Origin of the sequence: uncultured Streptomyces sp., assembly GCF_947488945.1 — a bacterium.
Lineage (GTDB): Bacteria > Actinomycetota > Actinomycetes > Streptomycetales > Streptomycetaceae > Streptomyces.
The window spans coordinates 1-22,881 of record NZ_CANLBS010000011.1 but is presented as its reverse complement, the minus strand read 5'-3'; the positions used below and the strand labels follow the sequence as shown (position 1 = coordinate 22,881).

Sequence of the window (22,881 nt, the reverse complement as noted above, 5' to 3'; positions counted from 1 at the left end):
GCGGCCGCCCTTTCTTCTTTTGTCCGGGGCGGGCCTCAGGTGTGGTGGGTGAGGGGGGTGGGGCCGGGGGTCTGCTGGGGGACGTGGGGGTGGGGCTGGAGGCCGAAGGTGGTGAAGGCGGTGCGTCGTGGGAGGGGGTAGGGGTTGGTGCCGGTGAGGTCGTTGAGGATGGTGGCGCTGCGGTGGGCGGCGAGGCCGAGGTCGGGGGCGCCGACGCCGTGGGTGTGGCGTTCTGCGTTCTGGACGTAGATGTGTCCGGTGATGGCGGGGGTGGTGGTGAGGCGGAAGTGTTCGTCGATGCGGGGGCGTCCGGCGGTGTCGCGGCTGATGTGGGGGGCGAGGCCTTCGAGGAGTGTGTCGAGGGGGCGTTCGCGGTAGCCGGTGGCGAGGACGACGGCGTCGGTGGTGAGGCGGCTGCGGGTGCCTTGGCGGGTGTGGTCGAGGTGGAGTTCGACGCGGGTGTTGGCGAGGCGGCCGGCGGTGCGGACGCTGACGCCGGGGGTGAGGGTGGCGTCGGGCCAGCCGCCGTGGAGGGTGCGGGCGTAGAGCTCGTCGTGGATGGCGGTGATGGTGTCGGTGTCGATGCCTTTGTGGAGTTGCCATTGGCGTCGGACGAGGTCGTCGCGGGTGGCTTCGGGGAGGGCGTGGAAGTAGCGGGTGTAGTCGGGGGTGAAGTGTTCGAGGCCGAGCTTGGAGTACTCCATGGGGGCGAAGGCTTCGGTGCGGGCGAGCCAGTGGAGTTTTTCGTTGCCGTGGGGGCGGGCGCGCAGGAGGTCGAGGAAGATCTCGGCGCCGGACTGGCCGGATCCGATGACGGTGATGTGTTCGGCGGTGAGGAGTTCGTCGCGGTGCTGGAGGTAGTCGGCGGAGTGGATGACGGGGACCGATGGGGCGTCGGCGAGGGGTTTGAGGGGTTCGGGTACGTGGGGTTCGGTGCCGATGCCGAGGGCGATGTGGCGGGTGTAGGCGCGGCCGAGGGCTTCGGCTTCGCCGTCGGGGGCGAGTTGGGTGAAGTCGACTTCGAAGAGGGCGCGTGTGGTGTTCCAGCGGACGGCGTCGACTTGGTGGCCGAAGTGGAGTCCGGGGAGTTGTTCGCTGACCCAGCGGCAGTAGGCGTCGTATTCGGCGCGGTGGGTGTGGAAGCGCTCGGCGAAGTAGAAGGGGTAGAGGCGTTCGCGGGTGCGGAGGTAGTTGAGGAAGGTCCAGGGGCTGGTGGGGTCGGCGAGGGTGACGAGGTCGGCGAGGAAGGGGACTTGGAGGGTGGAGCCGTCGATGAGGAGGCCGGGGTGCCAGCGGAAGGAGGGGTTCTGTTCGTAGAAGGTGGCGGCGAGGGGTTGGTGGTGGGCGGTGGTGTGGTGGACGCCGTGGGCGAGGGCGGCGAGGGAGAGGTTGAAGGGGCCGATGCCGATGCCGACGAGGTCGTGGGGGCGGTCGGGTTCGGTGGCGGGGTGGTCGGGGGTGGGCGGGGTCGGGGTGGGGTCGGTCATCGGGGCGTGTTGCCTTCCTTGAGCGGGGTGGTGGGGAGGGAGAGGCGGGTGACGTGGTCGATGAGGGTGTGGAGGTCGGTGGGGGTGGTGTGGGGGTTGAGGAGGGTGGCTTTGAGCCAGAGGCGTCCGGCGGCGTGGGCGCGGCCGAGTACGGCGGTGCCGTGGTCGAGGAGGGTGCGGCGGAGGGTGGCGACGGTGTGGTCGTCGGCGTGGGTGGGGCGGAAGAGGACGGTGCTGAGGGTGGGGCGGGCGTAGAGGTCGAGGCCGGGGGTGTCGTGGATGTGGTCGGCGAGGTGGTGGGCGGCTGTGAGGGTGCGGTCGATGAGGTCGGCGAGGCCGTCGCGGCCGAGGGCTTGGAGGGTGACGGCGATTTTGAGGGCGTCGGGTCGGCGGGTGGTGCGCAGGGAGCGGCCGAGGAGGTCGGGGATGCCGGCTTCGGTGTCGTCGTCGGCGTTGAGGTAGGGGGCGTGGTGGTGGAGGGGGGTGAGGTGGTGGGTGTGGGGGACGGCGAGGAGGCCGGCGGAGGCGGGTTGCCAGCCGAGTTTGTGGAGGTCGAGGGTGACGGTGTCGGCGCGGTGGAGGCCGTGGAGGAGGTGGTGGTGGGTGGGGCTGAGGAGGACGGGGCCGCCGTAGGCGGCGTCGATGTGGAGGGTGGCGCCGTGGTGGGCGCAGAGGTCGGCGATGGTGTCGAGGGGGTCGATGGCGCCGGTGTCGGTGGTGCCTGCGGTGGCGGTGACGAGGTGGGGGCCGGGGTGGTGGGTGAGGGCTTGTTCGAGGGTGTGGGGGTCGAGGGTGCCGGTGGGGGTGGGGAGGGTGTGGGGGGTGGGGAGGCCGAGGAGCCAGGCGGCGCGGTGGATGCTGTGGTGGGCGTTGGCGCCGGTGAGGGTGGTGAGGGTGGGGCCGTGGCGTTCGCGGGCGAGGAGGAGGGCGAGTTGGTTGGCTTCGGTGCCGCCGGTGGTGATGACGGCGTCGGGGGTGGGGGTGTGGGGGTAGATCTCGCGGGCGAGGGTGGTGGTGAGGTCGGCTTCGAGGGTGGCGGCGGCGGGTGCTTGGTCCCAGGAGTCCATGGAGGGGTTGAGGGCTGAGGCGGCGAGGTCGGCGGCTGCGGCGAGGGCGAGGGGTGGGGTGTGGAGGTGGGCGGCGCAGTGGGGGTGTGCGGGGTCTGCGGCGCCTTCGGCGAGGGCGGTGACGAGTCGGGTGAGGGCGTGGTGGGCGCCGGTGCCGTGGTCGGGGAGTAGGGGGTGGGTGTGGGTGCGGGTGTGGCGGGTGGTGGTGTCGGGGCCGCCGGCGGGGAGGGGGCCGTTGCGTCGGGTGGCGCCGTCGGTGAGGGCTTGGAGGACGGTTTCGAGGAGGGGCCGCAGGTGGGCGGGGCCGGTGGTGCCGCCGGCGAGGGGTGGGAGGGGCATGGGTGTGGTGGTCCTTCGGGTGGGTGGTGGTGGGCGTGTCAGCGTGTCCGTTTTCGGGGTGCTGCGGCCGGAGGGATCAACGATCGGGACTCGAAAGGGGTACTGGTGGGCGGTGTGGCGGGGCGGGTGGGGGTGGGGCTGGTAAGGGGTGCACTGGTGTGCGGGGGTGGGGGTTGTGGTGGCTGGCGGGGGCGGGCGTGTCGGGGTGCGGGGGTGTGGTGGGCCGGTGGGGTGGGGGTGCGGGGGGTTGGGGACGGGTAGGTAGGGGGCGTTTCCGGGCGGGTGCGGTGGGTGGGAGGTCGTGTGGTGGCGGTGGGTGTGGAATCGGTGGAGTCGGTGGAGCAACTGGCTCTGGTCTGGCGGGAGATGGTGCTGGACCGGGATCCGGGTGCGGATGTGCGGGATCTGCCGGGGGTGGCGGTGCGTTGGGCGGACTGCCGGTTCGCGTTCTGGAACTGCGTCACGCTGACGGAGGCGGGGGTGGACGCGGGGTTGCTGGCGCGGCGGCTGGGTGAGGCGGCGGACGTCATGCGCGGGAAACGGCATCCGGGCTTCCTGTGGGTCTTCGAGGACCTTCTCGACGACGGGGCGCGGGTGGCGTTGGGGGCGGCGGCGGAGCGGGCGGGGCTCGTGCGGGCCTTTCCGGGGACCGGTATGGCGGGTGACCTGCTGCCGGTTCCGGAGCCGGTGCATCCTGATCTGTCGTTCGTGCGGGTGACGACCGACGATCATCTTCAAGCGTATGCCGACCTCAACTCCCGTGCCTACGGGATGCCGTTGGAGGCGGGGCGGGACGGTCTGGCGGGTTCGGCGCTGTGGAAGGGCGGGGTGTTCGCGTATCTGGGGCTGCGGGAAGGGGTTCCGGTGACGTGTGCGGGTGCGGTGGAGTCGGCGGGGCGGGTGTTCGTGGCGCTGGTGGCGACGGATCCGGTGTGGGAGCGGCGGGGTTACGGGGAGGCGGTGACGCGGATGGCGCTGTGTGCGGCGGGCCGGGCGACGGGGCTGAGGCGGGCGGTGCTGCATGCGACGGTGGCGGGTGCGCCGGTGTATCCGCGGATCGGGTTCCGGCCGAACTCGGCGATCGGCTTCTTCGCATTGCGGGGGTGAGGTGGCGGGGTGTGGCCGGGGGCGCTTCGCCGGTGCCCTGTCCGCCCCCGTGCGGCGGTTCTCGTGGGAGGTACGGCCCCGCCGGGCTCTCTCCAGCGGGTGCGGGCATGCCGACGCCCGGCCCTCTCCCCCGCGGGTGCGGGTGTGGGGGCCGGGCGTCGGTGGTGGGGTGGGTCAGGCGGTGGTGCGTACGGCGAGGGTCCGGCGGAGGTCGTCGAGTTCGTCGACGAGCCGGCGGCGCAGGGCGGGGGTGAGGTCGGGGTCGTCGAGGGCGCGGGTGCCGAGGTCGAGGGCGGCGGGGTCGACGGCGTGGGCGGGGAAGGCGTAGCGGCCGGCGGCGGTGGCGATGGCGGGGCCGCGGCGGGCGGCGAGCCCGGTGGCGTCGGCGTAGTAGCGGGTGACGTAGTCCTCGACGAGGGCGGTCTGTTCGGGCTGCCAGAAGCCTTGGGCGGTGGCGGCGAAGAGGTAGTTGGAGAGGGTGTCGTCTTCGAACAGGGCGTGCCAGGCCGTGGCTTTGGCGGTGGCGTCGGGGAGGGCGGCGCGGCAGCGGGCGGCGCCTTCTTCGCCGGTGGCGCTGGGGTCCTGGGCGAGTTCGGCGTCGATGGCGGCTTCGTCGGTGGCGCCGAGGACGGCGAGGCGGGTGAGGATGCGCCAGCGGAGTTCGGGGTCGAGTTCGGGTCCGCCGGGGGCGGAGCCTTCGGCGAGCCAGTTCTGGATGGTGTCGGGCTGGGTGGCGGCGTCGATGTAGTGGCGTACGGCGACGAGGCGACGGCCGGGGTCGTTTCCGTCCTCGGTGCGGCGGATGAGGTCGCGGCAGAGGTCGGTGAGGGTGGCGAGGGCGGCGGGGCGGCGGTCGGGGGTGGTGTAGCGGTCGGTGACCTGGTGGGCGGCGAAGGAGAGGACGCCCTGGACGAGGGCGAGGTCGCTTTCGTGCGGGAGGTGGGTGCGGGCGAGGGCGAGGTAGTCGGCGGGGGGCAGGTCGCCGTCGCGGACCATGTCGCGGGCGGTGTTCCAGATGACGGCTCTGGTGAGGGCGTCGGGTACGCCGCAGAGGGTGCGGGTGACGGTCTGCCAGGATTCGGGGTCGAGGCGGACCTTGGCGTAGGTGAGGTCGTCGTCGTTGAGGACGACGAGGGCGGGGCGGCGGCCGGGGAGGGTGAGGGGGCCGTCGGTCTGGGGGAGGTCGATCTCGATGCGGTTGCGCAGGACGAGGCGGTCGGGTCCGGCCTGGGTGTCGAGGGTGTGGTCGTAGAGGCCGACGGCGACGCGGTGGGGGCGGGTGCCGTGGTGGCCGACGGTGAGGTTCCAGGAGCTTCCGGCGGGTTCGGCATGGGCGGTGAGGGTGTCGATGCCGGTGGTGCGGAGCCAGTGGTCGGCCCAGCCGTGGACGTCGCGGTCGGTGGCGGAGGCCAGGTTGTCGATGAAGTCGGCGAGGGTGGCGTTGGCGAACTTGTGCCGGGCGAAGTGGGTGTTGATGCCGGCGAGGAAGTCCTTTTCGCCGATCCAGGCGACGAGTTGGCGCAGTGCGGAGGCACCCTTGGCGTAGGAGATGCCGTCGAAGTTGATGAGGGCGGAGGCGGTGTCGGGGACGGCGTCGGGGTCGGGGGCGACGGGGTGGGTGGAGGGGCGCTGGTCGGCGTCGTATCCCCAGCCCTTGCGGTCGACGCCGAAGTCGACCCAGGTGTCGGTGAAGGGGGTGGCTTCGGCGAGGGTCTGGTAGCCCATGTATTCGGCGAAGGACTCGTTGAGCCAGATGTCGTCCCACCAGGTGAGGGTGACGAGGTCGCCGAACCACATGTGGGCCATTTCGTGGGCGATGACCATGCCGCGGGTCTGGCGTTCGGTGGCGGTGACGGCGGAGCGGAAGACGAACTCGTCGCGGAAGGTGACGAGTCCGGGGTTCTCCATGGCGCCGGCGTTGAATTCGGGGACGAACGCCTGGTCGTAGGAGTCGAAGGGGTAGGGCTCTTCGAATTTGGCGTGGTAGCGGTCGTAGCAGGCGCGGGTGAGGTCGAGGATCTCGTCGGCGTCGGCGTCGAGGTGGGGGGCGAGGGAGCGGCGGCAGTGGATGCCGAAGGGCAGGCCGGCGTGTTCGGTGGTGACGGAGTGCCAGGGGCCGGCGGCGACGGCGACGAGGTAGGTGGAGATGAGGGGGGTGGTGGCGAGGGTCCAGTGTCCGTCGCCGGTGTGCCGGGCGATGCCGTTGCCGAGGACGGTCCAGCCTTCGGGGGCGGTGACGGTGAGGTCGAAGACGGCTTTGAGGTCGGGTTGGTCGAAGGCGGCGAAGACGCGCTGGACGTCGTCCAGGAAGAGCTGGGTGTAGACGTACGTCTCGTCGTCGGTGGGGTCGGTGAAGCGGTGCATGCCCTCGCCGGTGCGGGAGTAGCGCATGGCGGCGTCGACGCGCAGTTCGTGGGGGCCTTCGGCGAGGCCGGTGAGGGGGTACCGGTTGTCGTCGAGGAGGCCGGGGTCGAGGGGCTGCCCGTCGAGGGTGAGGGAGCGCAGGGTGGCCGGTTTGAGCTCGACGAAGGTGTCACCGGTGGTGCGGGCGGTGAACTCGACGACGGTGCGGGAGTCGAAGGTGTCGTCCCCGGTGGTGAGGTCGAGGGCGATCGTGTACCGCTGTACGTCGATGGTGTGGGCTCGGGTCTGCGCTTCGTCGCGCGTCAGTACGGACATCGCTCCATGCTGCCGTACGGGCCGGGGGGCGCGCAGCCGGGTTCCTGCGGGGGTGCGCGGGGGGTGCGCCGCCGTGACGGTGCGGGGTGGGACGGTCACGGGCGGCGGGTGGGTGCGGGTCCGGGGCGCGGTGGGGTGGGGTGCGGCGGGCCCGGTGTGCGGTCAGGCGTCGCGGGTGTCTTCGGCGATCCGTTCGTGGTGGCGGATCACTTCGGCGACGATGAAGTTGAGGAGCTTCTCGGCGAAGGCGGGGTCGAGCCGCGCGCTGGTGGCGAGTTCGCGCAGGCGGGTGATCTGGCGGGCTTCGCGGGCGGGGTCGGCGGGCGGCAGGTGGTGGGCGGCCTTGAGGTGGCCGACCTGCTGGGTGGCCTTGAACCGTTCCGCGAGCATGTGGACGACCGCGGCGTCGATGTTGTCGATGCTCGCTCGGAGGCGGTCGAGTTCCTCGCGGACAGTGGGGTCGATGTCGCTCGTGCTCATGGGGGTCGAGCTTAGGGCAGGGGCGGGGCGGGGTGTGCGGGGCCCGTGGCGTGCGGGCGGGGTGTGGTCACAGGACGGTGGCGGGGTGGCCGGGGCCGGGGACGCGGTCGTTCCAGCCGCCGGGGACGGTGCGGCTCTGCTGGGCCCGGAAGCGTACGGGGGCGGTGCCGACGCGGCGGGCGAAGAGGCGGGAGAAGTAGGCGGGGTCGTCGTAGCCGACGCGGCGGGCGACGGCGGCGACGGGCAGCCGGGTGGTGGCGAGGAGTTCCTTGGCGCGGCCGAGGCGGACGGCGAGGAGGTAGTCCTTGGGGCCGCAGCCGGCGCTGCGGTGGACGGCGGCGCGGAGTTCGGCGGGGGTGAGGCCGTGGCGGGCGGCGTGGTCGGCGACGGTCAGGGGCAGGCAGGCGTCGCGCTCGAGGGCTTGCAGGAGGGGGTCGCCGCCGGGTCCGGTGCCGGCGCGGGCGCGGCGCAGGCCGACGAGGAGTTCGTGGACGGCGGCGGCCGTCTCGACTTGGAGGAGGGGGTTGCCGGCGTGGGCGGCGCGGACGATGCGGGCGACGGTTTCGCGGACGGCTGCGGTGCCGGAGAGGGGGACGAGGGGGCGGGTGGGGTCGAGGTAGCCGAGTTCGGTGTAGGCGTCGGTGGCGGGTCCGGTGAAGTCGACGAAGGACTCGTCCCAGCCGGTGGTGGGGTCGGCGCCGTAGTGGTGGGGGACGCCGGGGGTGAGCTGGATGAGGGCGGGGCCGGTGACGGGGACGCGGTGGCCGTCGGGCTGGACGAGCCAGCCGGTGCCGTGGTGGACGACGACGGCGACGTGGTGGTCGAGGGTGCGGGGGCCGACGGGGGGCAGGGGGCCGTGCTGGAGGCCGACTCCGAGGCAGACGAGGCCGAGGCGCCGGTGGGCGGGGCTGGGGGTGAAGAACCGCGTCCAGGTCCGGTATCCGGTGGGTCTGTCGGGTCGCCCGCTCATGGTGTTCCTCCTCGTGGTGCGGCTGGTGCCGCTTCCCCGTCGCGGTTGCCCCCTCGTTGTGTCCAACCGGCGGTGACCTTTGTCCATGGATTGTCCGACGGGGAGGGGTGAAGCTGCGTTCCGGGGTGCCCGTCCGGGTACGGCCCGTGACGCGGCTCGGAGCAGGAGTGGCCGATGAGTGACTTCACCGTGGGGGACGACGACTTCCTGGTCGACGGCCGACCGGTTCGGCTGCTGTCGGGGGCGCTGCACTACTTCCGGGTCCACGAGGAGCAGTGGGACCACCGGTTGTCGATGCTGCGGGCGATGGGGCTGAACTGTGTCGAGACCTATGTGCCGTGGAATCTGCACGAGCCCCGGCCGGGTGTCTTCGAGGACGTGGCGGCGCTGGGCCGGTTCCTGGACGCGGCGGGCCGGGCGGGGCTGTGGGCGATCGTGCGGCCGGGGCCGTACATCTGCGCGGAGTGGGAGAACGGTGGGCTGCCGGGGTGGGTGACGGCCCGGTTCGGGCGGCGGGTGCGGACGCGGGACACGGAGTACGGGGCGGCGGTGGAGCGCTGGTTCCGGGTGCTGCTGCCGCAGGTGGTGGAGCGGCAGATCTCCCGCGGCGGCCCGGTGATCATGGTGCAGGCGGAGAACGAGTACGGCAGTTACGGCTCGGACCAGGTGTATCTGGCGTGGCTGGCGGGGTTGTTGCGAACGTGCGGGGTGAGTGTGCCGCTGTTCACGTCGGACGGTCCGGAGGATCACATGCTGACCGGCGGTTCGGTGCCGGGGCTGCTGGCGACGGCGAACTTCGGCTCGGGGGCCCGGGAGGGTTTCGGGGTGCTGCGGGGGCACCGGCCGAAGGGTCCGCTGATGTGCATGGAGTTCTGGTGCGGGTGGTTCGAGCACTGGGGGGCCCGGCCGGTGGTGCGTGATCCGGGGCAGGCGGCCGAGGCGCTGCGGGAGGTCCTGGAGTGCGGGGCCTCGGTCAACGTCTACATGGCGCACGGGGGGACGAACTTCGGGGGCTGGTCGGGGGCGAACCGTTCGGGGCCGTTGCAGGACGGGGCGTTGCTGTCGACGGTGACGAGTTACGACTACGACGCGCCGGTCGACGAGTACGGGCGTCCGACGGAGAAGTTCTGGCAGTTCCGCGAGGTGCTGGCGCCGTATGCCGCAGGGCCGCTGCCGGACGTGCCGGCCGCGCCGGTGGGCATCGCGGGTCGGGTGCGCGCGGAGCTGACCGGGTGGGCGCCGATGGGGGCGGTGCTGGAGGCGCTGGGCGATGCGGAGACGGAGCCGTCGGGGGTGCCGCCGACGTTCGAGGACCTGGGTGTGGAGCGGGGGCTGGTGCGTTACCGGGTGTCGGTGCCGGGGCCGCGCCGGCCGTACGCCCTGGGGTTGTCGGGTTTGCGGGACCTCGCGACGGTGTTCGTGGACGGGGTGCGGGCGGGGGTGTGCACGGAGGAGAGTCCGGTGCTGCCGGAGCCGGTGGCGGGTCCGGCGGAGGTGGAGCTGTGGGTGGAGTCGCTGGGGCGGGTCAACTACGGTCCGCGGGTGGGTGAGACGAAGGGCGTCACGGTCGGGGTGATGCACGAGCGGCAGTACCTGCACGGGGTGCGGGCGCGGGCGCTGCGGCTGGAGTCCTTCGAGTGCCGGGAGGCGGTCGGCGCGGTGCGCTTCGGCGCGGTTCCCGGTGCAGGCCCGGCGACTGACGGGGCGTCGGACACGCGGGGTCTGTACCGCGGGTCGTTCGGGCTGGACGCGGCGCCGGGCGCCGGGGGTCACGCGGGCGTCGAACTGCCGGGGTGGAAGCGCGGGTTCGTGTGGGTGAACGGGTTCGCGCTGGGCCGGTACTGGTCGGTGGGTCCGCAGTCGACGCTGTACGTGCCGGGGCCGGTGCTGCGCGAGGGTGTCAACGAGGTGCTGGTGCTGGAGCTGGACGAGGTGGCCGCCGGGGCGCGGGTGGAGTTCGGTCCGGGGCTGCCGGTGCGGACGGGCGCTGCGGGGGCGGACGCGGACTGAGCCCCGGCTCCCCCGCCGGCGCCGGGAGGCGCGCCTACAGTGGAGGGCTGAGGGGGTGGGCGCGGTGCCGGACGGCGTGGGTGGCCCGGTGGAGCACGGGTTCGTGCATCTGCGGGCCGTGCGGGCGGCGATCGGCGCGCTGTACGGGCGGATGTCGGGCGACGGGGTGCGCGCCTACGCCACCAGTCTGCCGCCGGCCGGGGTGGCGTTCTCGGACGCCGACGACCTGCATCTCGGTGCGCAGCGGGTGGCGCGGGCGCTGGTGCGGCATCTGCGGCTGCCGGACGCGCGGATGGTGGTGGGCTTCCGGGCGATGGAGCACGCGGCGTCGGTCGAACTCACCGCCGGACCGGAGTACTTCATCGAGCTGAACGACCGCTTCCGTACCCGTCGGCGGGACGTCGGGGCGGCGTTGGCGCACGAGATCACCCATGTGCTGCTGCACCGGCTCGGTCTCGAACTGCCCGGTACCAGGGACAACGAGATACTCACCGACACGGTGGCGACGTATCTCGGGGCGGGGTGGCTGCTGCTGGACGCCTTCCGGGAGGACGCGGTGTCGAGCCAGAAGCTGGGCTATCTCACGCCGGAGGAGTTCGGGTACGTGCTCGCCCTGCGGGCGGAGGCGTTCGGCGAGGACCCCTCGCCGTGGTTCACCAGCCCGCAGGGGTACGCGGCGTACACGCGGGGCCGGGCGCGGGCCGAGCAGGACGCGCGGTGTCCGCCGCTGACGGTGGCGGGGCGGGCGGGCCGGTTGCGTTACGCCGCCGACCGGCACCGGGCGAGGACCCGTCCCCGGCCGCCCGCGCCGGGGGCGGCGTACGCGTTCGGTGCGGGGGCCGACGGGGAGTTGGGAGTGTCGTTCCCCTGTCCGACGTGCTGCCGGCGCGTCCGGGTGCCGGTGCGCGGCCGGGTGCGGGCCAGGTGCGGGCTGTGCGGGACGGTCCTGGAGTGCGACACCTGAGGGGTGCGGCAGCGGCACTGGAGGCGGCACCGGGGGGTGTGGCGGCAGTGCTGGGGATGCGGCCGGCCGGCGCGCGAAGGCCCCGGGAGAGCGTGGCCGGAGACGGCTGCGCGCCGGTCCGGAAGCCCGCTGCACCCTGTGACCGCGCGGCAGAGCGGGGACCGGTAGGACGCCGCCCCGCGGGAGGCGGCATTCCTGCGGCCCCGCCTGCGCCGCGCCTTTCGCGCAGGCTGTGGAAGACGGCTGCCGGAGCGGAGGGCCGTGCTCCGGTCCCGGCGGCGGCCGGGTCGTGGGTGTTCCGCCGCACGGTGCCGCTCACGGGCGGGGTGCTGGTGCGGTGGATCCTCTCGGTGTGAGGGTGGGGGTGGGGACCTGGAGCGCTTCGACCTGTGTGCCGCCCTCGATCAAGGAGAAGAGGGTTCGGGACACTTCCGCACCGAAGTGATGTACGTCGTGGCTCATCGCCGACAGGGTGGGGTGGGTGATCCTGCACAGTTGGGAGTCGTCCCACGCGAGCAGGGAGACGTCGTCCGGGACGACGACGCCCATCTCCGCCGCGACGCCGGCGCCCGCGACCGCCATGATGTCGTTGTCGTAGATGATGGCGGTCGGTCGGTTCGCCGCGAGGAGGAGGGACCGCGTCGCGCGCGCGCCTTCTCTTCCGTCGAAACCGGTCGCGATCTGCCGTCCTTCCTCCAGCCCCAACTCGCGCATGGTCGAGGTGAAGGCCGCGGCTCGGATGGCGCTGTGCCCGAACCTGGCCGGCCCGCCCACCCGTGCCAGGCGCCGGTGCCCCAGGGCGGCCAGGTAGCGGACGGCCTCGGCTGTCGCGGTGGCGTCGTCCGTCCATACTGCGGGAAAGGAACCGGTCAGCGAGGGGTGCCCGACGGCCACCGCCGGGAGGCCGACGGCCTGGAGCGCCGGAACCCGCGGATCGTTCTCCTCGAAGTCGACCAGAACGGCACCGGCGATCGTCTGACTGCGCCACCAGGTCCTGTACAAGTCGATCTCCTCGTCGACGTCGCGCACCAGCCTGAGGAGCAGCGAGCACGACCGTTCGGCCAGGACGCTCTCGATTCCGGAGATGAAGTCCATGTAGAACGGTTCGAGCCCCAGCAGCCGGGCGGGACGGCACAGGGCCAGGCCGATGATGTCGACGCGCTGGCTCGAGAGGCTGCGGGCCGTCTGGTTCGGTGCCCAGCCGAGGTCTCTGGCGGCTTCGAAGATCCGCTCGCGCGTCGCGTCGGAGACGCCCGGTTTGCGGTTGAACGCCAACGAGACCGCACCCTTGGAGACGCCGGCCCGGGCCGCGACGTCCTTGATGGTGATGCGGGCACTCACGGGGTGTCCACGCAGAACAGGGCGGCCCGAACGTCGTCCGTGCTCACGCTGCCACAACCGTCGACACGGATCCGGGCCTGTTCTCCGGCCAGCAGGGTGACCAGTCCCCGGTCGGCGCGTGCGGTGGGGCCGAGCCGGTCGGCCTGGAGGAGGAGGTCCCTGACGAGGGTACGCGCGTTCACCACGACGTCGACCTTACCGTCGTCGCCCGCGACCGGTTCCAGGGAAACGTCGTAGTCGGGCCGCACGTAGGAGAACTGCTTGTCCGGTACCGGGAAGTGCAGGGCACGCAGACCGTCCGCGTCGGCGGTGACGAACTCCTTGGTGGTGTGCTGTTCGGGTACGAGTCCGGTCGGGGCCGGGAGCCGCAGGACGGAACGCGGGGCGACGACCACGTCCTGCGAGCTGCGGCCGAGGGTGGTGCCGTCCGCTTCCATGCGGCGCAGGGACACCGTGGTGCGCCACTCGGTCGCGGACTGGTTGATGAGCGCGAGGACCAGTCCTTCCTCCGCGGGCTGGAGGGTCAGGAGCCGGTCGGCGTACACGCGGCGCAATTCGTGGTGGAGCGGCTTGGGGCGGCCGTCCCCGTCGATCGCGGCCCAGGAGCTCACCGGCCAGCAGTCGTTGAGCTGCCAGACCACGGTGCCGGCACAGGTGGGCCAGTGGGAGCGCCAGTGTTCGATGCCCGCGGCCACGGCTCGGGCCTGGACGACCTGGGTCAGGTAGTGCCAGCGGTCGAAGTCGCCGGTCGGCAGGGCGAAGTGGCGAGCGACTCCGCGGTCGAGCTTGCCGTTGCCGTCCTCGGCCTTCTGGTGGTGCAGCATTCCGGGGGAATCCGGGGCGAGTTCCTCGTCGGTGAGCGCGCGGCGGAGCGTAGCCATGGCGGGCGGCGCCTGCCATCCGAACTCGGCGACGAACCGGGGCACGTTCGCGCGGTACTCGGCGTAGTCCTGCCGGTTCCACACCTCCCACGAATGGTGGGTGCCGTGGTCCGGGTCGTTCGGGTGGTGGTCCCACGACCCGGACCACGGGCTGCCCGCGGTGTAGGGGCGGGTGGGGTCGAGTTCGGCGACCAGGCGGGGCAGCAGGCCGAGGTAATAGCCCTCGCCCCAGGAGTCGCCCGCGAGTTCGGGCTCCCAGTCCCAGTCGCGGAAACCCCAGAGGTTCTCGTTGTTGCCGTTCCACAGGACCAGGCTGGGGTGCGGCATCAGGCGGACAACGTTGTCGCGGGCTTCCGCCTCGACCTCTCCCCGGAGCGGCTGCTCCTCGGGGTAGGAGGCGCACGCGAAGAGGAAGTCCTGCCAGACCATCAGCCCGAGTTCGTCGCAGACGTCGTAGAAGGCATCGTCTTCGTAGATGCCACCTCCCCAGATGCGTACGAGGTCGACGTTGGCGTCGGCCGCCTGGCTCAGTCGGGTGCGATAGCGCTCGGGGGTGACGCGCGAGGGGAACACGTCGTCGGGGATCCAGTTGACCCCCCGGGCGAATATGCGCTCGCCGTTGACGACGAGGGTGAAGCCCGAGCCCCGTTCGTCGGCCGTGCGGTCGAGTTCGACGGTGCGGAAACCGATGCGACGGCGCCAGACGTCCAGCTGTCCGTCTCCGTCGGAGAGAGTGACGTCGAGGTCGTACAGCGGTTGGTCCCCGTATCCGCGCGGCCACCAGAGCCGTGGTTCGTCCACGGTCAGCCGCAGTACGACCTCGTCGCCGTCGAAGTGGGCCTCCGCGTGCTCCCCGGCGACCGTGGCACTCGCCGAGAGGCTCCTGCCCGCCCCCCGCTCCGTGCGTTCCACCCGGAGCCGGACCTCCACGCTGCCCGCGCCTTCGTCGACGGTGACCTGCGGGCGGACGGAGGAGATCCGTGCCGTCGACCAGTGCTCCAGCCGTACGGGCCGCCAGATGCCCGCGGTGACGAGCGTGGGCCCCCAGTCCCACCCGAAGCTGGAGGCCATTTTGCGGATGTACTGGAACGGCTCGGGGTAGACGTTGGGCCGGTCACCGGTCACCGCCCGGACCGCTTCGGCCTCGTCGTAGGCGGAAGTGAACCGCACTTCCAGCTCTCCGGCCGCTCCGGTGACGTCGAACCGGTGGACGCGGTGCATGTTGCGGGTACTGCCGACTTCGCGGCCGTCGAGAGTGATCTGGGCCGCGGTGTCCAGACCCTCGAAGACGAGATCGGTGCGCTCGTGACCGCTGTCGTGCGACAGGGCGGTCACGTAGGACCACGCGCGTCGGCCCACCCAGGCGACTTCGGTCTCGTTGCGGTCGAGGAACGGGTCCGGGATGAGTCCGGCGGCCAGCAGGTCGGTGTGGACACAGCCGGGGACCTTCGCCGGCAGCAGCCGTTGGCCGTGGCGCAGGCTCCAGCCGTCGGTGAGCGGGGTGACGTCCTTCATGTGCGGCTCCAATCGCCCGAGTTCGCGTGCTCTCAGTTGGATGACGGCACTCAACTTAACCCGCTCGGTGATCACTGTCCATAAACCGGTTGAGTCACGGATTCGCCACACGAGGCGCGGTCAACGGGCGCAGAATGCACGCGATCGCAACGTGAGGTAACGATTGGGCATCGCCACGGAAATGAGAGCTTTACCGGTTCACACGCGCCCTGTCATAGTGCCAACATCCCACCGCAGACCCGAGCCGCCATCCGAGGAGTTGGGCACATGGGGAACACGAAGACACGTACGGGCGCACTTCTGGTCGTCGCGACACTCGCCGTGACCGGTTGCAGCGGCGCCGGGGCGCCGTCGACCGAGACGGCGACGGCGCCCTCCGATCCGGGGAAGGCGACCGGCAGCATCACGGTCCTCACCCAGCGGACGGACCTCGTCCAGAGCGGGGCGATGGACGCGTACGCCGCGGAGTTCAACAAGATCTACCCGAAGGTCAAGGTGAAGTTCGAGGGCCTGACCGACTACGAGGGCGAGGTCAAGATCCGGATGAACACCGAGGACTACGGGGACGTCCTCATGATCCCGGCCTCCGTCTCCAAGAACGACTACCCCAAGTTCTTCGCCCCGCTGGGCGGCGCCGTCAAGATGGCGGACAAGTACCGCTTCAGCGACAAGTCCTCCGTCGGCAACAAGGTCTACGGAATCGCGCAGTTCGGCACCGCCAACGGCTTCGTCTACAACAAGGCCCTGTGGAAGAAGGCCGGTGTCACCACCTGGCCCACCACGGCGGAGGAGTTCCTGGCGGGACTGGGAGCGATCAAGGCCAAGACGGGGGCGACCCCCTACTACACCAACTTCAAGGACGGGTGGCCGTTGGTCCAGTGGACGACCAACATCGGCTCGGTCAGCTGCGACGAGGACGCCACCAACAAGCTCGCGGGCCCCGTCTCCCCGTGGAAGCAAGGCGGTGAACTCCGAGTGATCGACACCCTGCTGCACGACATCGTGAAGGGAGGGTTCTCGGAGAAGGACCCCAACACCACCAACTGGGAAGCGTCCAAGGCCATGCTCGCCAAGGGCGAGATCGGCACCATGATGGTGGGCTCCTGGTCCATCACGCAGATGCAGGACGCGGCCGAGAAAGCGGGCGAGAACCCCGACGACATCGGCTACATGCCTCTCCCGGTCCTCAAGGGCGAGGGCTACTGCGCCACCCTCGTCTCCGACTACCAGCAGGCGGTGAACGCCCACTCCGCACACAAAGAGGCGGCCCGCGCCTGGATCGACTGGTTCACCGAGAAGTCGGGCTATTCGGCCAAGGAGGGCGCGGTCCCTACCCTCAAGTCGTCGCCGATGCCGGGTACCCTCAAGGATTTCGTTGACAACGATGTCACCTTCGTGGAGCGCTCGGAGACCGGCACGGGCAAGGTCAACGACATCGACAATGCGGCCGAGATCGGGCTCAACAAGCCCGACTACCGGCAGAAGTTGATCGACATCGCTCGCGGGGCCCAGAAGGGCAGCCTCGAGGAGTACTTCTCCGGCCTCGACAAGCGGTGGGACGAGGCAGCGAAGACCGTCGGGTCCTGAACCGGCGGGTAGGGGCCCCGGCCGCACGACCGGCCGGGGCCCTGCCCGCCCGCGCGCAAGGAACGAGACGCGGACGAAGAAAGGCCCGATATGACGAAAACGACCGAAGTGCCGGGCGCGAAGGCGCACCTTGCCGCACCTTCGCTGCACGGGACCACCGCAGGCAGTCGCACCGCAGCGCTCCACCGGCCGCCGGCACGACTACTGCGCCGAGCAACACCTTGGCTCTTCCTGCTGGCGCCGCTGGCGCTCCTGATCACGTTCACCTACGTCCCCGTGGCGAACATGATCTATTACAGCTTCACCGACTGGGACGGCATCAGCCCCGACCGCAACTTCACCGGGGCGGACAACTACGTCCAGATCCTCACCCGCCCCGAACTGTTCCGCGTCTTCTTCGTCAGCCTCTACTACCTGGCGGCCTCAGGGGTGCAGATAGCCGTCGCCCTGTACTTCGCCACGGTGCTCAGCTTCGATCTGCGGTTCCGCAACCTGTTCAAGGGCCTGCTCTTCTTCCCCTACCTCATCAACGGTGTGGCGATCGGATTCGTCTTCCTGTACTTCTTCCAGGACGGCGGCACCCTGGACTCGGTCCTCTCCTGGTTCGGAGCGGGAACCGACCACGCGTGGCTGGGCGACCCCACCTCGGCGAACACGTCGCTCGCCGGCGTCTCCGTCTGGCGCTTCACCGGCCTGAACTTCGTCCTGTTCCTCGGCGCCATCCAGTCGATCCCCGGCGAACTCTACGAAGCCGCCCAACTCGACGGCGCGACCCGCTGGCAGCAGTTCCGCAGCATCATCGCCCCGAGCATCAAACCCATTCTCAGCCTGAGTGTCATCCTGGCGATCTCCGGCTCACTCGCCGTCTTCGAGATCCCCTACATCATGACCGGTGGCGCGACCGGTACGTCGACGTTCGTCATCCAGACGGTCAAGCTCGCGTTCCAGTTCAACAAGACCGGGCTGGCCTCCGCGGCCGCCGTCGTGCTGCTGCTGATCATTCTGTTGATCACCTGGATCCAGCGCCGGCTCGTGCCCGACGAAAAGGTGGACCTCGTATGACCACGGCCCAGCAGACCACCGCCCCCGCACGCAGCCCCCGCTCCGCCGGGCTGCGCAGCCGTCTCGGGCAGACACTCGTCTACCTGTCCCTCGTCGTCGCGTCGCTGGTGGTGCTCCTCCCGCTCGCCGTCGTCCTCCTCACGTCCCTGAAGACGTCCGCGGAGGCGAGCGGGAGCAACGCCCTGTCGCTTCCCGGCAACTGGCTCAACTTCGACAACTATGCGACCGCGTTCTCCGACGGGCACATGCTGACGGCGTTCGGCAACACGGCCTTCATCCTGCTGTTCTCGATCACCGGTACCGTGATCATCGGCTCGATGACGGCCTACGCGATCGACCGCTTCCGCTTCCGGGCCAAGAAGCTCGTCATGGCCCTCTTCCTCGTCGCCACCCTCGTTCCCGGCGTGACCACGCAGGTCGCGACCTTCCAGGTCATCAACAGTTTCGGACTGTTCGATACGCGGTGGGCCCCGATCCTGCTCTACATGGGCACCGACATCGTCTCGATCTACATCTTCCTGCAGTTCATCCGCGGCATCCCGGTCTCCCTCGACGAAGCCGCGCGGTTGGACGGTGCGAACTCGTTCACCGTCTACCGCAAGGTCATCTTCCCGCTGCTCAAGCCGGCGATCGCGACCGTGGTGATCATCAAGGGGATCACCGTCTACAACGACTTCTACATCCCTTTCCTTTACATGCCCTCCCAGGAGCTCGGCACGATCTCCACGGCGTTGTTCCGCTTCAAAGGCCCTTTCGGGGCCCACTGGGAGAACATCTCGGCGGGAGCCGTCCTCGTCATCGTTCCCACCTTGATCGCGTTCCTCTTCCTCCAGCGTTACATCTACAACGGCTTCGCCCAGGGTGCGACGAAGTAGTACGGGCACTGCCCCTCCGAGGCCCGCTTCGCGTCGGCGGCGGGGACCTGCTCCGGGCGCGGACGACGGGGAAGGATCGAGCCCTTCGAACGGGAGAGACCCGACGCGTGGCGAGGTGACACCTCAGCGCCAACCCGGTCCTTCGGCACACGGGCGTCCGTGTGCCGAAGACGGCGCACCCGATGTGCCGTCAGGGGCAGTGCCCTTCACGAGGCGGCGCCGACGTGCTTCTGCGCGCGTGCCGTTGGCCGTGCCGGCCGCGGACCCCGGCCACAGGACGCATGCCCGCTCCCCCACGGCACGGCCTTCACAGAACTGTGCCGACGCGTCGCACACGACCACCGACAACGGCCCTGCCGCGGTCCCGGAGCCAGGTCCTGCCCGCTACGAACCCTTCGCTCTTCGCCCTTCTCCCGCGTGGCGGCCACCCGGACCGGCACCTGCCCCTTTGCCGGCGCCCCCCGGTGCAGACCCACGACGGTGCTGACACGGCGCGACGGACGCATGGCTCACGATCGAGCGGGCGGAATGCGTACGCGTATCCGTCCCGGTCCTTCTACGGAGTAAAGGCGCGCGGTCCTGCACCAGCAAGGCCGGGTGCATCCGACGAAATCGGGGTCGGGGAACGACCCGGTGCCTCTTCCGGCTCCGGTCCGACCCGGGTCTGATCACGGAGTCGACCGTCTCCCGAAAATCCGCCGAGAGAGCAGCCGAATGGCGACGTGCATTCCCGTGCTCGTCAGCACCTCGCGGAAACCCGTTGGAGCCAAACCGGTTCAGCTCACCCGCGGACCGTATGCGTGCACGGAGGGCGATTCCTTCTTCGCTCCACGCGTACCAGCGTCGACGGTCGCCCGGAAGGCTTCGCCCTCGCCCCGGACGGTCAGGCGCTCCCCCGGGGCACAGGCGGAGGCCCTCGGCCCCAGATCCAGGGAGCCGCGTGCGCTGCGTCGCCACCGCCTCCGCCAGTGACGCCGGGGCGGCGAGAAAGGCCGGGAACACGGCTTCGAGGGCGGCCTCTTCGGGCTCCTCGCGCAAAGCTCGCGCGTGCGGGGCGAGTTCGGGGAGGCCGAGCGTTTCGAGCAGGTCGGCGCAGGACGGGGGCGGCCTGAAGCCACAGAGGCCCTCGAAGGCGCTGAGCGCCACGACCATCTCCGGTTCGTGGTTGCCGTCCCGGTAGTTGCGGTGCGGAGCGTCGAGCGGGACGCCCCGGGCGTTCTCGATCCTGTGCCCGACGGCGGCCTGAGCCAGGTCCGGGTGCACCTGGAGGGAGAGCGGCGCCCCGACGGCCAGCAGCTTCAGGAGGAAGGGGAGGCGAGGCCCGAACCTGCGCGGTGTCGCCTCACCGAGTTCGGCGGACGGCCGTGCGCGGATCACTGCGTCGAGCGGTTCAGGACCGGAAGCACGGTGCAGCCGTGAGGGGGCCGCGGGATGCGCCCCCATCCACAGCTCAGCCTGTGGCGTGCCGTCGGAAGCGGCTCCCATCAGGTGGGGCAGCGCGGTGGTGGAGCCCCAGGGGTAGGGACGGACGGACGGTGTTCACGAGTCGATCCACACGTGCTCCTTTCCCGGGTCGCCGCCGGCCCGCGGCGCTGTCAGACGTGCGGCATCCCCGCCGGAGCCAGGGTGCCGGCGGAGGCCGTGGCCGCCGCACCGATGAGCCCGGCGTCCAGCGCCAGGCCGGCGGGGACCACGGAGATGTCGCGAGTGAAGTCGAGGACGGCGTAGTCGCTCAGGTACCGCTGCAGCGGAGAGAACAGGATCTCTCCCGCCTGGGCCACGCCTCCCCCGATGACCACCCGCTCCAGCTCCACGAGTGCCGCGGTCGCCGCGATCGCCGCCGCCAGCGCCCGTGCCGATCTCCGATAGGCGGCGAGGGCGCGCTCGTCGCCCTCGCGGGCCGCCGCGGCGACGGCGGCGGCGGTCGGCGGCATGCCCGGCTCGGCCGTCCACCCCAGGGCACGGGCATGGGCGGCGATCGCCGTTCCGCTCGCCAGACTCTCCACGCACCCCGGGGCCCCGCAGGCGCAGCGCGGTCCCTCGTGATCGACGGTCATGTGGCCGATGTGTCCCGCGTTGCCGGTGCGGCCCGTGTGCACCTTCCCATCGAGGATCAGCCCGCCCCCGACGCCGGTCGACACCACCATGCACAGGGCGTTGTCGCACCCGCGGGCCGCACCGAGCCAGTGCTCCGCCGCTGTCATCGCGACGGCGTCCCCGACCAGGACGGGATGGATTCCCCGGGGGAGCCGGGGATGTGTGCGCACGAGATCGACGAGCGGAAACCCGCGCCAACCGGGGATGTTGACAGGACTGACCGTGCCCGCGACGGTGTCGACCGGCCCCGCGCTGGCGATGCCCATGCAGGACAGCCCGTCCCAGTCCGGGTGGGTCGCCAGTTCGTCCAGCACCGCCGTGACGACGGCAGCAAGATCGGCGGCAGGTCTCGTGGCCGGGGTCGCGTGCTGCGTCCGCGCGAGGAGGCGGCCGTCCCGGTCGAGGAGCGCCCCTGCGATCTTGGTGCCGCCGATGTCGAGTGCTCCGTACACCGTCACGTTCCCGCCCTTCCCGGTTGGAGTGCCCGATCTCTCGGGATCGTCACTGTGCCCGATCCTGACAACGTTGTCTAGTAAACTGGTTTAGTCGAGTAAGTGTTTCGCAAAATCCTGTGGGCGCGGCGACCCGCAGCAATGGACATCTTTCTCCCGTCGAACCGGGGCGGAGCCGTGACGCCGGCTCTCACCGTGCCGCCGTCTTCAGGAAATCGCTGGTCGCGGCGGGGGAAGTCGGAGGAATTCCGACGCGTGTCCCGCGTACGTGAACCCGAAGGATCGGCACGCGCACCACACATGCGCTTGAACAGGGGCCGAAACACCGATTGACACCTCTCTTGACATGACTGGAACATCCGGTGCCTCATGTGGGGGCGGCATCCGGCCCCTTGCTGATCCGGGCCCCTCCGCGACTGAGGTCGGGCCGGGGTCACTCATGTCCGTGGATGCTGTGCGGTACCGCCGCACCGCCTCCGGGCCGATGTCGCTCGCACCTCTCGTTCACCACCCTCACCCAGGGCGACGACAACGTTGTCTGCCGAATGGGCGCCCTCCCGTCCCCCGTACCTCCGGGGGACGGGAGGGCGTGCACAGCCTTCGGTCGAGTCGTAGGAGAAGCCGCCCGGGCCGCAGGTGATCTTCCCGGACCCGCCGGGGCCGTCCGGCCCCCCGTTTGAGGAGAGTCATGCAACCACCCCAGAGAAGCGTTCTGTGTACGGTCCTCGCCCTGGCCGTAGCCGGCCTGGTCGGTGCCGTGCTCGCCGTCTTCGGCACGACCACCACCGCGGAAGCCGCGACGGGACTGCGCGTCACCGACGGCCGCCTGTACGAGGCGAACGGGACCGAGTTCGTGATGCGTGGCGTCAACCACGCACACGCCTGGTACCCCGCCGAGACCGGCTCGCTCGCCGACATCGCGGCCACCGGAGCCAACACGGTCCGCATCGTCCTCAGCAGCGGTGACCGCTGGACCCGGACCAGCGCGTCCGAGGTCTCCTCCCTGGTCGGCCGGTGCAAGGCGAACAAGCTGATCTGCGTGCTGGAGGTGCACGACACGACCGGCTACGGAGAGGACGGCGCCGCCGCGTCGTTGGACCAGGCCGCCAACTACTGGATCGCCGTCAAGGGCGCCCTGGAGGGGCAGGAGAACTACGTCGTCATCAACATCGGCAACGAGCCCTTCGGCAACACGGGCTACAGCGCCTGGACCGCAGCCACCAAGAGCGCGATCGGCAAGCTCCGCGGCGCCGGCCTCCACCACGCGCTGATGGTCGACGCACCCAACTGGGGCCAGGACTGGTCCAACACCATGCGGAGCAACGCCGCCTCCGTCTTCGCCTCCGACCCCGACCGCAACACGGTCTTCTCGATCCACATGTACGGGGTGTACGACACCGCCGCCGAAGTACGGGACTACCTCGGTCACTTCGTGAACAACAAACTGCCGATCGTGGTGGGTGAGTTCGGTGACGCGCACAGCGACGGCAATCCGGACGAGGACGCCATCATGGCGACGGCGCAGTCCCTGAAGGTGGGATACATCGGCTGGTCCTGGAGTGGGAACGGCAGCGGAGTCGAATACCTGGACATGGTCAACGGCTTCGACGCGGACGCGCCCACCAACTGGGGCAAGCGCTTCCTCTCCGGGGCCAACGGCATCTCGACCACGTCCGCGCGCGCGACCGTCTACGGTGGCATCCCGGGCAACGGCGGCAGCGGCACCGCCCCGAACGGCTACCCGTACTGCGTCTCCGGTGCCTCGGACCCCGACGGTGACGGCTGGGGCTGGGAGAACAACCGCTCCTGCGTGGTCCGCGGCAGTTCGGCGGACACCGGCAACGGCGGCAGCGGCACCGCCCCGAACGGCTACCCGTACTGCGTCTCCGGCGCCTCGGACCCCGACGGTGACGGCTGGGGCTGGGAGAACAACCGCTCCTGCGTGGTCCGCGGCAGTTCGGCGGACAC

Annotated in this window: 15 protein-coding genes and 1 pseudogene; 7 read left to right on the top strand and 9 right to left on the bottom strand. The window is 70.9% G+C overall.

All coding sequences use genetic code 11. The features are described 5' to 3' along the window. Positions 1 to 35: 35 nt before the first annotated feature. Together Q0994_RS18780 and Q0994_RS18775 are read right to left on the bottom strand one after the other, a co-directional pair. Positions 36 to 1,487, bottom strand: a complete 1,452-nt coding sequence (locus tag Q0994_RS18780) for a lysine N(6)-hydroxylase/L-ornithine N(5)-oxygenase family protein (RefSeq protein WP_299536270.1) — start codon at positions 1,485 to 1,487, stop codon at positions 36 to 38. After that, positions 1,484 to 2,893, bottom strand: coding sequence for an aminotransferase class V-fold PLP-dependent enzyme (locus Q0994_RS18775; RefSeq protein WP_299536268.1), 1,410 nt, complete (start codon positions 2,891 to 2,893; stop codon positions 1,484 to 1,486). The genes Q0994_RS18780 and Q0994_RS18775 overlap by 4 nt, the downstream gene beginning before the upstream one ends. A 366-nt stretch (positions 2,894 to 3,259) precedes the next feature. Here Q0994_RS18775 and Q0994_RS18770 point away from each other — a divergent pair, with 366 nt between their 5' ends. Further along, the gene (locus Q0994_RS18770; RefSeq protein ID WP_299536762.1) at positions 3,260 to 4,000 is read left to right on the top strand and encodes a GNAT family N-acetyltransferase; all 741 of its coding nucleotides are present in this window, start codon (positions 3,260 to 3,262) and stop codon (positions 3,998 to 4,000) included. Between the two features lie 174 nt (positions 4,001 to 4,174). On the opposite strand, the gene pepN is transcribed toward Q0994_RS18770, so the two are convergent. The 3 genes from pepN to Q0994_RS18755 all read right to left on the bottom strand — a co-directional run bounded on the left by pepN (position 4,175) and on the right by Q0994_RS18755 (position 8,129). Then, the gene (gene pepN, locus Q0994_RS18765; RefSeq protein WP_299536266.1) at positions 4,175 to 6,679 is read right to left on the bottom strand and encodes an aminopeptidase N; all 2,505 of its coding nucleotides are present in this window, start codon (positions 6,677 to 6,679) and stop codon (positions 4,175 to 4,177) included. Positions 6,680 to 6,841: 162 nt separating this feature from the next. After that, entirely contained in the window at positions 6,842 to 7,159 is a 318-nt protein-coding gene (locus tag Q0994_RS18760; protein WP_299536264.1) for a chorismate mutase, read from the bottom strand. A gap of 67 nt (positions 7,160 to 7,226) precedes the next feature. Further along, positions 7,227 to 8,129 (bottom strand): AraC family transcriptional regulator, encoded by a 903-nt coding sequence (locus tag Q0994_RS18755; protein WP_299536263.1) that lies wholly within the window; start codon positions 8,127 to 8,129, stop codon positions 7,227 to 7,229. A gap of 174 nt (positions 8,130 to 8,303) precedes the next feature. Between Q0994_RS18755 and Q0994_RS18750 the strand changes: the two genes are divergently transcribed. Both Q0994_RS18750 and Q0994_RS18745 read left to right on the top strand, forming a co-directional pair. Further along, a complete protein-coding gene (locus Q0994_RS18750; protein WP_299536261.1) occupies positions 8,304 to 10,139 on the top strand; it encodes a beta-galactosidase family protein in 1,836 nt (611 codons plus the stop codon). Between the two features lie 64 nt (positions 10,140 to 10,203). After that, positions 10,204 to 11,103 (top strand): hypothetical protein, encoded by a 900-nt coding sequence (locus Q0994_RS18745; protein ID WP_299536760.1) that lies wholly within the window; start codon positions 10,204 to 10,206, stop codon positions 11,101 to 11,103. Between the two features lie 315 nt (positions 11,104 to 11,418). On the opposite strand, the gene Q0994_RS18740 is transcribed toward Q0994_RS18745, so the two are convergent. Both Q0994_RS18740 and Q0994_RS18735 read right to left on the bottom strand, forming a co-directional pair. Further along, complete coding sequence (locus tag Q0994_RS18740) at positions 11,419 to 12,444, bottom strand: LacI family DNA-binding transcriptional regulator (RefSeq protein ID WP_299536259.1); 1,026 nt, start codon at positions 12,442 to 12,444, stop codon at positions 11,419 to 11,421. Then, complete coding sequence (locus Q0994_RS18735; RefSeq protein ID WP_299536257.1) at positions 12,441 to 14,840, bottom strand: glycoside hydrolase family 2 protein; 2,400 nt, start codon at positions 14,838 to 14,840, stop codon at positions 12,441 to 12,443. The genes Q0994_RS18740 and Q0994_RS18735 overlap by 4 nt, the downstream gene beginning before the upstream one ends. Positions 14,841 to 15,107: 267 nt before the next feature. Between Q0994_RS18735 and Q0994_RS18730 the strand changes: the two genes are divergently transcribed. The 3 genes from Q0994_RS18730 (at position 15,108) to Q0994_RS18720 (ending at position 18,364) form a co-directional block, all read left to right on the top strand. Then, positions 15,108 to 16,427 carry an ABC transporter substrate-binding protein gene (locus Q0994_RS18730; RefSeq protein ID WP_299536255.1) on the top strand — a complete coding sequence of 440 codons (1,320 nt, stop codon included), beginning with the start codon at positions 15,108 to 15,110 and terminating at the stop codon, positions 16,425 to 16,427. Between the two features lie 90 nt (positions 16,428 to 16,517). Beyond that, entirely contained in the window at positions 16,518 to 17,489 is a 972-nt protein-coding gene (locus tag Q0994_RS18725; protein ID WP_299536253.1) for a carbohydrate ABC transporter permease, read from the top strand. After that, complete coding sequence (locus Q0994_RS18720; RefSeq protein WP_299536251.1) at positions 17,486 to 18,364, top strand: carbohydrate ABC transporter permease; 879 nt, start codon at positions 17,486 to 17,488, stop codon at positions 18,362 to 18,364. The genes Q0994_RS18725 and Q0994_RS18720 overlap by 4 nt, the downstream gene beginning before the upstream one ends. 978 nt (positions 18,365 to 19,342) lie before the next feature. On the opposite strand, the pseudogene manA reads toward Q0994_RS18720, so the two are convergent. Both manA and Q0994_RS18710 read right to left on the bottom strand, forming a co-directional pair. After that, positions 19,343 to 19,861 (bottom strand): annotated as a pseudogene (gene manA, locus Q0994_RS18715) (mannose-6-phosphate isomerase, class I); the annotation flags it as partial. A 98-nt stretch (positions 19,862 to 19,959) separates the two neighbouring features. Beyond that, positions 19,960 to 20,919 carry an ROK family protein gene (locus tag Q0994_RS18710; protein WP_299536249.1) on the bottom strand — a complete coding sequence of 320 codons (960 nt, stop codon included), beginning with the start codon at positions 20,917 to 20,919 and terminating at the stop codon, positions 19,960 to 19,962. Positions 20,920 to 21,601: 682 nt separating this feature from the next. On the opposite strand from Q0994_RS18710, the gene Q0994_RS18705 reads away from it, so the two are divergent. Continuing rightward, positions 21,602 to 22,881, top strand: a 1,280-nt coding sequence (locus tag Q0994_RS18705) for a cellulase family glycosylhydrolase (protein ID WP_299536247.1), incomplete at its 3' end; no start/stop codon positions are given.